This is a genomic window from Bacillus xiamenensis, from assembly GCF_001857925.1.
GTDB lineage: Bacteria > Bacillota > Bacilli > Bacillales > Bacillaceae > Bacillus > Bacillus xiamenensis.
In genome coordinates this window covers 2,651,655-2,666,502 of the sequence record NZ_CP017786.1, presented here as the reverse complement: position 1 = coordinate 2,666,502, position 14,848 = coordinate 2,651,655, and the positions used below count along the sequence as shown (strand labels likewise).

17 protein-coding genes and 1 riboswitch are annotated in these 14,848 nt (G+C 43.0%); of the genes, 6 read left to right on the top strand and 11 right to left on the bottom strand.

Annotation, left to right across the window (positions count from 1 at the left end):
* Positions 1–138: 138 nt before the first annotated feature.
* A complete protein-coding gene (gene metK, locus BK049_RS13605) occupies positions 139–1,341 on the bottom strand; it encodes a methionine adenosyltransferase (RefSeq protein WP_008361732.1) in 1,203 nt (400 codons plus the stop codon).
* A gap of 195 nt (positions 1,342–1,536) precedes the next feature.
* Positions 1,537–1,671, bottom strand: a riboswitch (SAM riboswitch).
* Between the two features lie 228 nt (positions 1,672–1,899).
* Between metK and pckA the strand changes: the two genes are divergently transcribed.
* The gene (gene pckA, locus BK049_RS13600) at positions 1,900–3,486 is read left to right on the top strand and encodes a phosphoenolpyruvate carboxykinase (ATP) (RefSeq protein ID WP_071168742.1); all 1,587 of its coding nucleotides are present in this window, start codon (positions 1,900–1,902) and stop codon (positions 3,484–3,486) included.
* 40 nt (positions 3,487–3,526) lie between these two features.
* Here the strand turns inward: pckA and BK049_RS13595 are convergent, their stop codons facing one another.
* Genes BK049_RS13595 through BK049_RS13570 form a run of 6 tightly spaced genes read right to left on the bottom strand, consistent with a single transcriptional unit; the run spans position 3,527 to position 8,663 of the window.
* On the bottom strand, positions 3,527–3,769 hold the full coding sequence (locus tag BK049_RS13595; RefSeq protein WP_008361929.1) for a DUF2584 domain-containing protein: 243 nt from the start codon (positions 3,767–3,769) through the stop codon (positions 3,527–3,529).
* Between the two features lie 39 nt (positions 3,770–3,808).
* On the bottom strand, positions 3,809–4,603 hold the full coding sequence (locus BK049_RS13590) for an alpha/beta hydrolase family protein (RefSeq protein WP_008361927.1): 795 nt from the start codon (positions 4,601–4,603) through the stop codon (positions 3,809–3,811).
* A gap of 26 nt (positions 4,604–4,629) precedes the next feature.
* On the bottom strand, positions 4,630–6,111 hold the full coding sequence (locus BK049_RS13585) for a phytoene desaturase family protein (RefSeq protein WP_071168741.1): 1,482 nt from the start codon (positions 6,109–6,111) through the stop codon (positions 4,630–4,632).
* On the bottom strand, positions 6,108–7,235 hold the full coding sequence (locus BK049_RS13580) for a glycosyltransferase family 2 protein (RefSeq protein WP_008361923.1): 1,128 nt from the start codon (positions 7,233–7,235) through the stop codon (positions 6,108–6,110). The genes BK049_RS13585 and BK049_RS13580 overlap by 4 nt, the downstream gene beginning before the upstream one ends.
* Complete coding sequence (locus BK049_RS13575; protein ID WP_008361921.1) at positions 7,220–7,966, bottom strand: lysophospholipid acyltransferase family protein; 747 nt, start codon at positions 7,964–7,966, stop codon at positions 7,220–7,222. The genes BK049_RS13580 and BK049_RS13575 overlap by 16 nt, the downstream gene beginning before the upstream one ends.
* The gene (locus BK049_RS13570) at positions 7,935–8,663 is read right to left on the bottom strand and encodes a carotenoid biosynthesis protein (RefSeq protein ID WP_071168740.1); all 729 of its coding nucleotides are present in this window, start codon (positions 8,661–8,663) and stop codon (positions 7,935–7,937) included. Before BK049_RS13570 ends, BK049_RS13575 begins: the two co-directional genes overlap by 32 nt.
* Before the next feature lie 173 nt (positions 8,664–8,836).
* Here BK049_RS13570 and BK049_RS13565 point away from each other — a divergent pair, with 173 nt between their 5' ends.
* From BK049_RS13565 to BK049_RS13555, 3 genes are read left to right on the top strand one after another with little or no spacing between them, the layout of a single operon-like run.
* Entirely contained in the window at positions 8,837–9,838 is a 1,002-nt protein-coding gene (locus BK049_RS13565) for an ABC transporter substrate-binding protein (RefSeq protein ID WP_071168739.1), read from the top strand.
* 15 nt (positions 9,839–9,853) lie between these two features.
* Entirely contained in the window at positions 9,854–10,624 is a 771-nt protein-coding gene (locus tag BK049_RS13560) for an ABC transporter ATP-binding protein (RefSeq protein WP_008361915.1), read from the top strand.
* Positions 10,625–10,658: 34 nt separating this feature from the next.
* On the top strand, positions 10,659–11,405 hold the full coding sequence (locus tag BK049_RS13555) for an ABC transporter permease (RefSeq protein WP_425304340.1): 747 nt from the start codon (positions 10,659–10,661) through the stop codon (positions 11,403–11,405).
* A 32-nt stretch (positions 11,406–11,437) separates the two neighbouring features.
* Here the strand turns inward: BK049_RS13555 and ytkD are convergent, their stop codons facing one another.
* Positions 11,438–11,914: an RNA deprotection pyrophosphohydrolase gene (gene ytkD, locus BK049_RS13550; RefSeq protein ID WP_008360652.1), complete on the bottom strand. Its 477-nt coding sequence runs from the start codon at positions 11,912–11,914 to the stop codon at positions 11,438–11,440.
* A gap of 244 nt (positions 11,915–12,158) precedes the next feature.
* Here ytkD and BK049_RS13545 point away from each other — a divergent pair, with 244 nt between their 5' ends.
* Together BK049_RS13545 and BK049_RS13540 are read left to right on the top strand one after the other, a co-directional pair.
* On the top strand, positions 12,159–12,812 hold the full coding sequence (locus BK049_RS13545; RefSeq protein ID WP_071168737.1) for a TerD family protein: 654 nt from the start codon (positions 12,159–12,161) through the stop codon (positions 12,810–12,812).
* Between the two features lie 22 nt (positions 12,813–12,834).
* Complete coding sequence (locus BK049_RS13540) at positions 12,835–13,617, top strand: AIM24 family protein (RefSeq protein WP_008360657.1); 783 nt, start codon at positions 12,835–12,837, stop codon at positions 13,615–13,617.
* Positions 13,618–13,650: 33 nt separating this feature from the next.
* Here the strand turns inward: BK049_RS13540 and BK049_RS13535 are convergent, their stop codons facing one another.
* From BK049_RS13535 to BK049_RS13525, 3 genes are all read right to left on the bottom strand, one after another.
* A complete protein-coding gene (locus BK049_RS13535; RefSeq protein ID WP_071168736.1) occupies positions 13,651–13,959 on the bottom strand; it encodes a hydrolase in 309 nt (102 codons plus the stop codon).
* A 44-nt stretch (positions 13,960–14,003) separates the two neighbouring features.
* Positions 14,004–14,408: a phage holin family protein gene (locus tag BK049_RS13530; protein WP_071168735.1), complete on the bottom strand. Its 405-nt coding sequence runs from the start codon at positions 14,406–14,408 to the stop codon at positions 14,004–14,006.
* Between the two features lie 158 nt (positions 14,409–14,566).
* Positions 14,567–14,758 (bottom strand): hypothetical protein, encoded by a 192-nt coding sequence (locus BK049_RS13525; RefSeq protein WP_008342942.1) that lies wholly within the window; start codon positions 14,756–14,758, stop codon positions 14,567–14,569.
* Between the last annotated feature and the right edge of the window lie 90 nt (positions 14,759–14,848).

The following is a 14,848-nucleotide window of genomic DNA, read 5'->3' as shown; positions in this document are numbered from 1 at the left end:
CTCCACGTTATGTTATTTCTTAAAAGTAGACCTATAATTAGACCGTATTTTGTCTAATTTCGTTTCACATTTTTAGCTTTTTGTAGAATTTTTTTAATCAAAAGGAAAACCGCTTAAAATAAGCGGTTTTGTATGTTGTTATTGTCCTAAGGCTTCCTGACGAAGCAAGTCGGCTTTATCTGTTTTTTCCCATGGAAGATCCAAGTCATGACGGCCAAAGTGTCCGTATGCAGCTGTTTGTTTATAGATTGGACGACGCAAGTCAAGCATTTTAATAATGCCGGCCGGACGAAGATCAAAGTTTGCACGAACCACTTCAATTAATTTTTCTTCAGACGCTTTTCCTGTTCCAAACGTATCAATTGAAATTGAGACTGGCTGTGCAACACCAATTGCATAAGCAAGCTGTACTTCACAAGAATCTGCAAGACCTGCTGCTACGATGTTTTTCGCTACATAGCGAGCCGCATATGCTGCTGAACGGTCAACCTTCGTTGCATCCTTCCCAGAGAAAGCACCGCCTCCGTGACGAGCATAGCCTCCGTACGTATCAACAATAATTTTACGTCCAGTTAAACCAGCATCCCCTTGAGGTCCACCAATCACGAAACGGCCTGTTGGGTTAATGAAGTACTTTGTCTCTTCATCAATAAGTTCACTTGGAACGACAGGACGAATGACATGCTCTTTTAAGTCGCTTTGAATTTGTTCAAGCGTCACTTCTGGTGCATGCTGTGTAGAAATAACGACTGTGTCAATACGAACCGGTTTGTTTTGTTCATCATATTCAACGGTTACTTGTGTTTTTCCGTCAGGACGAAGGTATGCAAGTGTTTCATTCTTGCGTACTTCTGTTAAACGACGAGATAATTTATGCGCTAGTGAAATCGGCAGCGGCATCAGCTCTTCTGTTTCGTTGTTTGCAAAACCAAACATAAGGCCTTGGTCACCTGCACCGATTGCATCAAGTTCTTCTTCAGTCATTGTACCTTCACGTGCTTCAAGCGCTTGGTCTACACCTTGTGCAATATCAGCAGACTGTTCATCAATTGATGTAAGAACCGCGCATGTTTCCGCATCAAACCCATATTTCGCACGTGTATAGCCAATTTCCTTAATCGTGTCACGTACTGTCTTTGGAATGTCGACATAAGTAGACGTTGTAATCTCACCGCTTACTAATACGAGACCGGTTGTTACAGAAGTTTCACAGGCAACACGTGCATTAGGATCTTTCTTTAAAATTTCATCCAAAATGCTGTCTGAAATTTGATCACAGATTTTATCCGGATGTCCTTCGGTCACTGATTCTGAAGTAAATAAACGACGATTTTGACTCATAATGGCTATTTCCTCCTGTACAAGACCACACCATCCCAAGATGAGGCCTCCAATATGATACGGAACTCGTTCCCTCTTATATTTCAAAACGTTTATATTAGAGATGTTATTGGCAATTTGTTCATATGATATCCCAAAAATAAAAAAACCATTTCCTTCATTGCGAGGAAAGGGTCTGAGATCGCATGCCTTTCACTCTTATCGCTCAAGGTGTTTTTGTACCTTGCATCAGGTTAGCACCTTGGTTTCTCAGCATGTTCATGCCTTTTTCATAAGAAACCGGTTGCTGGGCTTCGTCGGGCCTGTCCCTCCACCAGCTCGGGATAAGAGTATCCGTTCAATAAGATATCTTATCTTAAACCCTTGCGTCATGTCAATGCTTCATAGGAATTATCTCCCCTCTTTTTTTACCTCATCTTTCACATCACCAAAAAGCATATTTTCATAGCAGAAATGAAAAAACACACACAAAAATATTTAAATAGTATAGACTATTATTATCAATGTGTTATACTAATCGAAACAAAAACAAATTCAACGGTAAAGGAAGGGTTTTTTATGAACTCAGTGGATTTAAAAGAAGATTTGCAGTCATTGCTCTCATTAGAAAATACGCACCAAAATTTATCTGTTCCGAAACTTGTTGAAAAGATTTTGGCACGTCATGAAGGCGTTTTAACTTCAACAGGTGCTGTCCGCGCGACAACTGGTGCCTACACTGGACGTTCGCCTAAAGATAAATTTATTGTAAAAGAAGAAAGCTCTGCGCATAACATTGATTGGGGCACAGTGAATCAGCCGATCTCAAAAGACGCATTTGATCGTTTATATACAAAAGTTGTGTCATACTTAAAAGAACGTGATGAACTATTTGTCTTTGAAGGATTTGCGGGTGCTGACGAAAGATACCGTATACCCATTACAGTGGTAAACGAATTCGCATGGCACAATCTCTTTGCAAAGCAGCTATTCATTAGACCTGACGGATCAACACCATCATCAAATGAAAAGCCTTTTACCATCTTATCTGCTCCTCACTTTAAAGCAGATCCTGAAACAGATGGCACAAACTCTGAAACGTTTATTATCGTTTCTTTTGAAAAGCGTACAATTCTGATCGGTGGAACAGAGTATGCAGGAGAGATGAAGAAATCCATTTTCTCTGTCATGAACTACCTTCTCCCTGAACAAGATATTTTATCCATGCACTGCTCAGCTAACGTTGGTCAAGAAGGCGATGTCGCATTATTTTTCGGCCTTTCAGGGACTGGGAAAACGACGCTTTCTGCAAGTGCAAGCCGCAAGCTGATTGGAGACGATGAACACGGCTGGTCTAGCACTGGTGTCTTCAATATTGAGGGCGGATGCTATGCGAAATGTGTGAACTTAAGTGAGGAAAAAGAGCCGCAAATTTACAAAGCCATCAGCTTCGGATCCGTGCTTGAAAACGTGGTGCTGGATGAAGAAACACGTGAAGCGGATTATGATGACACATTCTTTACTGAAAATACACGGGCGGCTTACCCAATCGAAATGATTGATAACATCGTGAAACCAAGTATCGCAGGTCATCCATCTGCCATCGTCTTTTTAACAGCGGATGCTTTTGGTGTTTTACCTCCAATCAGCCGTTTAACGAAAGAACAGGCCATGTATCACTTCCTTAGCGGCTACACAAGTAAATTAGCAGGAACTGAGCGCGGTGTGACATCACCAGAAACGACATTCTCTACTTGCTTCGGTTCACCGTTCTTGCCACTTCCTGCTCACATCTATGCTGAAATGCTTGGCAAAAAAATTGATGAGCATGGCGCAAAAGTATTCCTTGTGAACACAGGCTGGACTGGCGGCGGCTATGGTACGGGCAAACGAATGAACCTGGCTCATACAAGAGCGATGGTGCAGGCAGCCATCGAAGGCGATCTTGACAATGCTGAAATAATCACTGACGACATCTTTGGATTACACATCCCGCTTCATATTCCAGGGGTGCCAGATGAAGTCCTTCAGCCTGCTAAAACATGGGCTGATCAAGAGGCTTACCGAGAAAAAGCCTACTTCCTTGCAAACGAATTTAAAAAGAATTTCAAAAAATTCAGCCATGCAGCAAGTGACATCGAAGCAAAAGGCGGACCACTCGTCTAATCAAAAGACAAAAGCTGAGGGGATCATTCCCTCAGCTTTTTTAATTCGTTGAATGCAATGATACAAGACGGTAAGTCACCTTCGTGACATCGTCTGACAGCTCGAGCTTTTCTACATGTGCTGTCCCTGTTTTTTCCCCGTCTTTCGTTTTGCGCACCTCAAGCGGAATATTTAATGGATAAATGCGGTACCCTTCCTTCATGAGCTCAAACACATTTTCTTCAATTCTTGTCTCTTTTCCTTTTGTGACAATCATTGTATTAAATTCAACAGGCATTCCCATAATGAAAATCCCCCTACTTTCTAAATTTCTTTCTACTGTTTATTTTACCACATTTCCGCCTTTACGGCTGTGCATCCATGTCGTCAGCCGTCTGACAATCTCCCGATTATGCTGCGGCGGGAAATAATGATTGTAGCCATGAAAATACCATGTTTCCACAGACTTGCCATGCTGACGCAGCGCATCTTCTAATAAATACGCATGCTCAATGGATACATTCTGATCCTGCTCTCCATGGATGATTAAGACAGGGGCTTCGATTTTGTCCACATCATTCAAAGGGGTTCGCGCCTCATATGCTTCTGGCACCTTGTGCGGCGGACCGCCTATCACGCGCTTCATCATTCTTCTCATATCCACACGTTCTTCGTAGGTGAGCTTCATATCACTTACACCGCCCCAAGTCACAAAGGAGGCGGCTTCCTGTTTCATTTCAACAGCGGTCCAAATGCCCATAATACCGCCACGGGAAAAACCAAAGATATGAATGCGATCCTGCTTCACCTTTTGATGATTTTTTAACAGATTAAAAGCCGCAAATGCATCTTTCCGATCCTCTCCGGCAAAGTCCTCGTTCCCTTCGCCTCCTTGATTCCCTCGGTAAAAAGGAGCAAAGACGACAAAGCCTTGCGCTGCAAATTGCACAATTCGGCCAGGTCTGACCATCCCCACATTTTTAATGCCGCCGCGTAAATACAAAAAACCGTCATAGAGACCTTCTCCGGCCGGTTCAGCGAGCAGCCCTTTCATCCGAAGTCCATCGGCCTCATATGTCACTGTATATAAGTGAATATGCGGATGGGGCGACGGGAACCTTCTTTTTTCCACAATCACTTGAATTCTCTCCTTTTCATTCGGTGTTACGTCAATTGCTTCATAATCGCTTCTGCAACAAGCTGACCTGATTTTGTCACCATCGGAGTACCGCCGCCTGGATGACTGGTGCCTCCAACAAACCAAAGCCCTTCAATATCCTTTGATTGATTATTGATACGGAAAAATGCCTGCTTGAACGAATTCGAAGACATGCCATAAATGGCTCCGTGATATGCTCCCGTTTTTTGCTGCAAATCAAGCGGGGTTTGAACCGCTTCATATTCGACAACCTGATCGATATCAAAGAGACCCTTTTCTTTTAGTTTCGTTTTGATATGCTGACGATACGTCTCCTTTAGCATGTCCCAATTTTGCTCTTTTGTCACATAAGGTGCATTGGCCAGGACAAACAGGTTGCTTCTTCCCGGTCCTCCGCTCAAGGCTGGCTCTGAATGGCCTGAATAACATATGTAAAGCGCCGGGTCCTGAGGGAGCTTTTTTTTCTGAAAAATATCCTTGAATTCTTGCTCATAATTCTCTGGAAAAAATACATTATGATGAGACAACTGTTCATAGACTTTAGGTATTCCAAGTAAAAGAACAAAGCCAGATAACGATGGTTCGATATTTGAAAGCTTTTGATTTAAAAAGCCAGGACGGTCTTTTTCATCAATCAAATGGCGATAGACAGTCAGTGCATCCGCTCCTGCAATGACTTGATCTGCCTCATACACCTGCTGATCTGTTTCAACCCCTTGGATTCGTTTATTCCTCACATGAATTTTATTTACTTGTTCATTGAGATGAATCTGGACGCCCAATTCCTTTGCGAGTGTCTCAAACGCCTCAACTAAACGATACGTACCGCCCTTTATTCCATAAATGCCTTTTTCCCCTTCTAAATACGCCATCATATTAAAAATAGCGGGAGCCTCGTAGGGTGAAGAGCCAATGTATGTTGCATACCGCCCAAACATCGCCAATGTATGAGGATGACGAAAATACTGACGAAGCAGGCGCTGAACGGATGTAAACGGTTTGACAGCAAGAAGTGCTTTCACCAGCTTAAGATCCGCTTTATCCTTCCAGGTCAATAACAAACGATTTAAAAACTGATCCTCCGCCATTTGGAAAAGCTTTTTTGACTCCTGTAAAAAGGCTCGGTATTGCTGCGCATCCTCAGGGCTAAATGCGGCAATTTGCACTTCCATTTGCTCGATATTCGGCGTAAACTCGACCGTATGACCATCAGAGAATACATTTTTGGTCAGGGGAGAGATCGGATAAAATGTGACATAATCCTCCATTCGTCTCTGACAAGAGGTAAACACTTCTTCAAAATACGCCTTCATTGTAATGGTGCTCGGTCCTAGGTCAAAAGAGTAGCCAGCCCCTTGATGACGCTGTAATTTCCCGCCTAAAGCAGCTTCTTTTTCTAAAATGGTGACCTGAACCCCGCGTGACTGTAAGCGAATTGCCGCTGACAACCCGCCAAGTCCGCCGCCAATGATGATCACTTTTTTCATTCGTACCTTCTTCCTTTCCATTCATACCCTTCTTTTTTCAGTCCAATTTTCATAGAAGCAAAACCAATGGCGATCAGGCTCATGATACTTACCGGCAATAAAAAGGCCATCGTAGACGTTCTTCCATTTTCGATATCAATGACCGCTTTAATAGATACACCTAGCCCGTAGCAAAGAATGGCTAAACAGAGATTGACCACATCAAACTGAATGAGGGCGATAATGAAACAAATAACGGGAACCAAATAAAGCATTGTATATAAACAAAAGACACCGCTTAACAAAGCAATGCTCCGATTTACTCCAGGAAACAAATTTTTTCGATAGCCTTCCCACACTTCCTGTCCGCTCTCATACATTCTCATATAGACAAACGGATGAATACTCGCAAGTGTGAACGGAAAGCCCTTCGCTTTCACTCGTTTCGCCAAGGCCATATCATCAACGAGCGAATCCTTGATCGCTTCATGACCACCTATTTCGTGATAACAGTTCTTTTCAATCGCAATAAAGCCGCCATGAGCTGCGGCAAAAGCCGGGTTTTGAGATTTTCTGACCCATTTCACTGGCAGATGACACCCAATCGTAAACATCATCATAGGGACCACAAGATGCTCAAACGGTGTCCCTGTTTTTTGCTCTGGGAAGCCTGACAGCATTCCCGTTTTTTGCGTGCATAACTGCTTGTACACCGCCTCGATGGCTCCTTGTTTTAACCGGACATCTGCATCTAAAAATAACAGCCAGTCAGAAGATGCTGCCTCAGCTAGCTGAGAGCAAGCATAGGATTTACCAAGCCAGCCTCGCTTCAACACTTGACCTGACTGCACACGAATCCACGGATATTTCTCTGCGAAGCCCTCAGCAATTGCTCTCGTCTGATCTGTCGAATGATCATCCAGCACAATCAGCTCCTTCGGATAAAGATGCTGATCAACAATCGACTGAAGACACGCTTCCAGACGTTTTTCCTCATTTCTCGCTGGAATGAGGATCGATAATGAAATCGGTTCATCAGGCGAAAGAGACGCAGGCTTAAGCACAGGGATTTGCTTCATATTCCAGATGGTAAACATCAATTGACAGAGCAGCAAAGCACTGATCACCGTTAAAAAGACCGCCATGTTTTCACCCACTTCTTAAAGGAATCAAACGCATCACTTGTTGACCGGCTTGTCCTTGTCATCTGTCTAAATTGTTCCTTTACTGTAAAATCAGGATCAGCGACGACCTGCGCTTGATGTTGGTTTAACTGTGTTTCAAGCAGGTCTCCAAGTATACTTGTTACTTCCTTGCTTCGAAGTGAGCCGCCAGATAGTACAACGTCTTCTCCAAACACGACCGATACCGTCGGTTTTTGAAATTGATTAAATGTATAATGCAGCGTCACCGGCTTGACGATGACCTGCTCAAATTGTCTCACCAAAAAAGAAGCTCCGCCCTCCAGTTCAAGCGGCCTTGTATCCTGATGCATGATTTTCCCCTGCGGAAAAAGCCAAACTGCCGCGCCTTCCTGCATATTTGCTTTTGCCGTCATCAATGCTTGTTTTACACTTGTCAACTTCTCTTTATGGACTGGAAATGCACCTAGCTTACGAAAAAAAGCATATTGCTTTAGCTGCTTCTCCTCCATCATCATGTAATGATCTCGTTCAGATGTTTTTTCTGTTAATAGAAAGATGATCAGTCCATCCCACCATGAACTGTGATTCGCAAGATAAAGAACAGGTAACTTCTCTTTTGGGTCCACCGTACCTTGCATCATCACACAGTGGAAATGTTTATTCAGTAAATATCGTTCAAGATAAAGATAAAATAATCGGCTAAACGCTCGGCTTTTGTCGCTTTCTTTCAAATTGAACCCTTCCTTCACACAAGATGACAATGATCAGTGCTAAATAAAAAATCACATCCAGCCCGCCCTTTAATGCCAGAAGACCAAAGAACATCACCATCGCTTGATAAATACGGCCATTCCAGCGCAATACCTGCTGATCAATCGAGACGAGCGGAAAAAGAAACGAAAGCCCTGCTCCAATCATACCCCAGCTCACAAAATTCTCAAAAGGAATACCAAAAAAACCGTCACCGTCATACCACACCCAAAACTTACGGTCAGCCGCTACTGGATCTAATATGAGATCAAGCAGTACAATCCATAGCCCCGTTTCGGCGGCTCGCACCCACTTTGATTGTTGTCCGGATAAAAAAAGACTATTTAAAAACACGCCAACCCATGCAAAAGCGATCGTTAAGGGCACACCCGCCACAAGAAAACCTAAGGCCGGGTAATAATCATAGGCCCCGAATGGAAAGCCCGTTGTGATTCCGACCCATTCAATCGTAAACGTAAGAGCTCCCACAATCGCCGCTCGTTTGATCACAAAGCGCCATGATCCATACATATGTCGGCACAGCTCCATCACGCAGCAGGCGTACAGCACAAGGAAGATTCCATTTGCAAACTGAAGCCATGCCGGCACTTCGAAAAAAACCATTAATATGAGTCCTACCAAATACCATCCAACAAATATCCAACTCAATCTATACACGAAACCGCTCCTTTATTTTTGCCAAATTCAAGAAAGCATTCATGCTTCTAGTATAGAAAAAAAGGCACGATCTATAAATAAACAATGCGCTTCTTATTTCATCTAGGCACTCACCAAAAATCCCTTTTGACATACTTTAATTAGTGATCTAGAACAAAGGAGGCGAATTACTCTTGAATCGTTCCATTAAAGTCAGACTGGCATTCATATTCGTTGTCTTGCTCTTTCTTCCATTTGTCGCCTGTAAAAAAGAACAAGAGCAGACCGTACAAGTTGCAGAGGTGACCCATTCGGTCTTTTATGCTCCGCTTTATGTCGCCTTATCAGAGGAGTTCTTCAAAGAAGAAGGGTTAGAGGTTGAATTAAAAACCACTTGGGGCGGCGATAAAACGATGACAGCTCTTTTATCCGGCGGTGCCGATATCGCCCTGACCGGATCTGAATCCTCTATCTATGTGGAAGCCCAAGGGACAAAAGACTCTGTCATGAACTTTGCGCAGCTGACTCAAACAGACGGTACTTTTCTTGTCTCAAGGGAGAAAATCGACGAATTCTCTTGGGATCAATTAAAAGGAAAAGACTTTCTCGGACAGCGGAAAGGCGGTATGCCGCAAATGGTCGGTGAATATGTCCTGAAAAAAGAAGGCATTGATTTGAAAAAGGATCTTCGGATGATTCAAAATATTGATTTTGCCAACATTTCAGGCGCTTTTTCCTCTGGAACTGGCGATTTTGTCCAGTTATTTGAGCCGACTGCATCCTTAATCGAAAAAGAAGGCAAAGGGTACATTACCGCCTCCTTTGGAGAGGCTTCTGGCAAGGTGCCTTATACCACTTTTATGGCAAAGAAGAGTTACTTAGAAAAAAACAAAGAAACAGCCGAAGCCTTTACTCGTGCCATTTATAAAGCACAGAAGTGGGTAGAAACGAAGCGTCCAGAGGAGATTGCCAAGACAATCCAATCGCATTTTCCTGATACGGATGTTGACGTCTTATCAAATGCCATCAAACGCTACAAGCAGCAGCACTCATATGCAACAGATCCCCTTCTAAATGAAGATGAATGGAACAAACTACAGGAAATCATGAAGGCGAGCGGTGAACTGCCGGAATTTATCCCGTACAAACAACTTGTCGATTCATCCATTGCAAAGAAGGTCACAGATCACAAATAGAATAGGAGGTAGCACATGTCTTTCCTTCAAATTGACCATGTGACCCACACGTACTTCTCTTTAAAAGAAAAAACAACGGCCATACAGCACATCAATATGGAGATAGACCAAGGTGAATTCATCTCATTTATTGGTCCCAGCGGCTGCGGGAAAACAACCCTGCTGTCCATCATCGCAGGCATTACACCGCCCTCTGAAGGTCGAATCTTAATCGAAGGAAAAGAGCCGAACCAAAAGGAGCATCAAATCGGCTACATGCTCCAGCAAGATTATTTGTTCCCGTGGAAAACGATCAAGGAAAATGTCATTCTCGGGTTGAAAATTGCAAAACAAGATTCACATGAGGCCTCCTCAGCTGCCCTTAGCTTACTGCCAAAGCTTGGACTGCATGATGTGGAGGAAAAGTATCCGAAGGAGCTGTCAGGCGGCATGAGGCAGCGTGCAGCACTCGCCCGAACACTTGCGGTTGATCCCGGCCTGCTTCTACTAGATGAGCCATTTTCAGCACTAGACTACCAGACCAAACTGACATTAGAAGATCTCGTCTTTCACACATTAAAAAACTATCAAAAAACAGCCGTCCTTGTCACGCATGATATTGGTGAAGCCATTGCCATGAGCGATCGGATTTTCTTATTCTCAAAACATCCCGGCTCTATTCAGCGGATCTTTATCGTTCCAGATGACCTGAAAGCCCTCTCTCCCTTTGAAGCGAGACAGACACCAAGCTTTCAAGAGCTCTTTCAAACGATTTGGAAGGAGCTGAAAACAGTTGAAACACAGTGACCTTTTACATGAAGCCTATCGAAAAAAAGTTCGAATGGAAAAACGCATCACACGAGTCTATCAGCTGATCATTTTCGCCAGTTTCTTTTCACTTTGGGAGCTTGCCAGTCATTTTAGGCTCATTGATCCACTCATTTTCAGTTCACCATCTGCAGTCTGCCAATTGTTTATACAAAAAATATCAGATGGCTCTTTAGTGAATCATATAAGTATTACGTTGTTTGAAACGGTGCTTGGGTTTCTTCTTGGTACGTTTTGCGGCATTTTGTTAGCCGCCGCCTTATGGTGGTCCACCCGGCTGGCGAACGTACTTGATCCTTATTTGGTCATTTTAAATGCGATGCCGAAAGTCGCTTTAGCCCCGATTTTAATTGTTGCCCTTGGGCCTGGCATGATCAGCATTGTCGCGATGGGCGCAATCATTAGTGTGATCATTACAACGATCGTCATTTATACGGCCTTTCAAGAAGTCGATGAAAATTATTTAAAGGTCATGAAAACCTTTGGTGCGGAAAAAAGAGTGGTCTTTCGTGAGGTCATTTTGCCAGCAAGTATTCCAACGATGATCTCTGCCATTAAGGTCAATGTTGGTCTTTCTTGGGTTGGGGTGATTGTGGGAGAATTCCTTGTTTCCTCAAAAGGGCTCGGCTACATGATCATTTACGGTTTTCAAGTCTTCAACTTTACACTCGTGTTCTTAAGTCTTTTCATTATCGCCGTCTTCGCTACCATCATGTACCAGCTTGTAGAATGGCTTGAACGCCGTTTTCTTCAAAAATAAAAAGCACAGGGAGTATTTTCCCTGCGCTTTTTTTAACGAATCAAACCGTTCTTTTCTAAATAAGCAAGACTTTTCCTTAAGACATCATCTTTCATAATAAAACTGAAATTTTTATTTCTTGCGATGGATCTTGGCAGGTCTGCGAAAAGAACCGGCCCTTTCGTTTCAAAATACGTATCCTGCTTGACGAGCTTTTCAATATCAGCGAAATAAATATTTTTGACAATGACCTTCTCTCTGCCAAGCACCTGATATTGACCAATATACGTTAATTCACGAACAACAGCACCCGTCTCTTCCTGAATCTCCCGTATAGCGGCTTGGTCTGCTTCTTCATTTGGCTCAACTTTCCCTCCTGGAAACTCATAGCCGCGATCCTCATGTTCAGTGAGCAGCCATTTTCCCTGATAGCGGCAAATGGCCCAAACATGCTTAGGATGACTCGAAAAAGGCTGCTTTTCAAAAGAGAGCTTGACCGTATTATGATAATAGTCTTTAAATACATGCATGTGAAATCCCTCATATCCTGTCCTTGCTTCTTGTAAAACATCATACCACAGATCACATTTCTCTGAAGAATTTTTATGAAAAGTGAAACAAACGAGTGCTTCCATCTCGTCTGTATGTAATAAGTATTCTTGCTAAAACCTTTTTATCATCTCCATCCTCATTCCATTTTAATCATGAAACCTTTTATCCATGATGACGTAAATCAATAAGTGTTTGTTTGATACAGGCGAGGAGGAAACCAACATGAACAACACAAATGGATCAGAACAAGAACAAAACAACGCACTCCCGATTAGGCAACATGAGAACGAAGATGCTGCTCATGAGGCAGTGAAGGCCCACCTCATGAAAGGACAAAATCTTGATTTAACGAAAGACCATCCAAGTGTAGACCAAATTCATATCGGACTTGGCTGGGATTTATCTGGTCAGCCAATTGATTTAGATACGCAAGTATTTCTCTTAAATGAGGAAGACAAGCTTTTGTCTCCAAAGCACCTGATCTATTATCAGCAGCAGCAAAGCATAGACGGAGCTGTTCGCCATCTAGGTGATCATCAGGTCGGCGGAGGCCAACGAGATCATGAGATCATCATTATGCAGCTAAGCAGAGTCTCACCCGATATTCATAAAATCGTCGTAACCGCCACCATACATGATGCCCACGAGCGGGCACATCATTTCGGACAGGTCACCAATGCCTACGTACGCCTTTCTGATCAGATCACCCAGCAAGAGATTTGTACCTTTCAGTTAACAGAGGATTATTCGTATTGTACATCTATCATTTGCGCTGAACTAACGAGAGATCAAAACGAATGGAAAATCACCGCTACCGGACAAGGTACAACCCTGGATTTAAACGACTTATGCCGCATCTACGGATTCACACCTTGACGAAGGAAAGGAGCTGGCACCAATGGGATTTCATTTCAACACAATAGAAGAACTCACCTTACAAGCAGAAGGCAGCGGAATCTTTTTTGCCAAAAAAGGCACTATGATTGCCGATCAAGGCACATTTCAATACCGTAAACGATTACTTGGAACAAATAAAGGAAATGTGGTCAGTCAAGTATTTAACCATATCAGCAGAAAATTGACAGGTGAAAACCTTGAGATGATGGAAGTGAGTGGACAAGGTACGTGTTATTTGGCTGATTCAAGCGAGCATGTGACCGTGATCAATCTTGAGCCAAGCGGTCCTTGGCAGCATGTGAGCGTAGAAAGTGAAGATTTACTAGCCTTTACTGAAGAATGTCACTATGGCGTGACACCAGTAGGCGTTGGTATTTTATCACAGAAGGGGTTATTTACTTCAAAGCTCTCCTATCAAGGTCACGGAGCGCAGGTTGCCATTAAAACGAATGGAAACCCGCTGATTTTAAAAGCACCTTGCCGTGTAGATCCTGACGCCCTTGTCGCTTGGACGGGCAAAGCACCGAAGATCAAATTCGATGTAAACTGGAAAACCTTGATTGGACAAACATCTGGCGAATCGTACTTATTTGAATTCCAAGAGCAGGACCAAATTGTCATTATCCAGCCATTTGAGCGCACATCCGGAATGCGGATCGGTTTAGACGATAACCGCTACAAACCTCAGAACCAGAGCACCTCACACGAATTCACCAATTCACAGCAGGAAAATAGAGGCGGAATCAGTGATTTAATCGGAGGCATCTTACATCCTCGAAAATAAAAGCATGTAGAAAAAAATCTCTACATGCTTTTTTCAATTCATTAATCCATTTGTCTCAATGAAGTTCTTTGTCTCTTCGTTTCCAAGATCATAAATCATGGTGTAAATCTCTTTTCTTTTCCTGTCCATTTCGTCATTTGGGCTATCATAATGATATTCAAGAAATGGGACATGCGCCCGAAAGAAGCCTTTCCAATCGGACATATACTGTTCATCGAAATACTCTCTTAGCTGCAAAATTTGATCATCATCTGCTTCTATTTGAAATTGCCAAGCAGCCGTATCTCTATGCTGTGAGATCGACCCGTCTTGAACGGATACATAGTATGTGTGTCTTGCCATCTGATTCATCCTTTTTTCCTTTAGTATGACCAGATACCGAGAAATTACGGCTTTTTACGCAATTTATTTTTCATCATGTCTAACACATCAATAAACAACTGCGGAATGGGAATTCCGAGAGCTTTAGCGGTCGAGACAATTTGGTAAGATTCATAAATGATATAAAAGATGATCGCTAAATCCTTCATCGTCCCGCCAGTCTTCAGCATGACATCGAAGAAATGTGCCATAGATATTAAAGAGAGCGTCACAACCTTTCGAACAAGCCTTGTAAACAAGCGCTTCAGTGTGAGCTGTCCAGTCAAAGATTCTCTTAGGCTTGAACAAATGAATTCAATGGCCATCAGTGTCACTAATATCGTTAGTAAATACCCTGCTCCACCAAACAGAAAGCCCATTGCCGACAAACAGACTGTAAACAACGAAAAGATGCCTAAATCCTTGCTCACTTGGCATCAACATCCTTTCATAGTGGAACTTCTTACCTCAATAGTATATGCCGCATCTGATGAATAGCTTGGACAACAACAAATAAAGGCGTAGTCTGCTGCTCAAACACATTCGTAAAAGCCGTAAAAAAAGCCGCCTGTGACGGCGGCTTGCTTAGTTACACTCTGACATCAATAAACGTAGCATCTGAATCTTTGGGCTGAACAGCTTGAGGCTGCTGCTGCACTTGATCCAGCATCACCATGGCTTGGGCTGTGTTCGTGGCAAGCTGTGAATTCAATAAACTGATATTAAGTGTTTTTTGAATACTCGCCACTTGCTGACTCATCATTCCTGCAATTGAGGACATCTTTTCCCCTCCCTTCTCTTTTCTCTTCGGCTTAAAGCCCTATGATTTCAATGGGCTGTCTGTCACAATTCCACTAAAAAAGAATGCCGA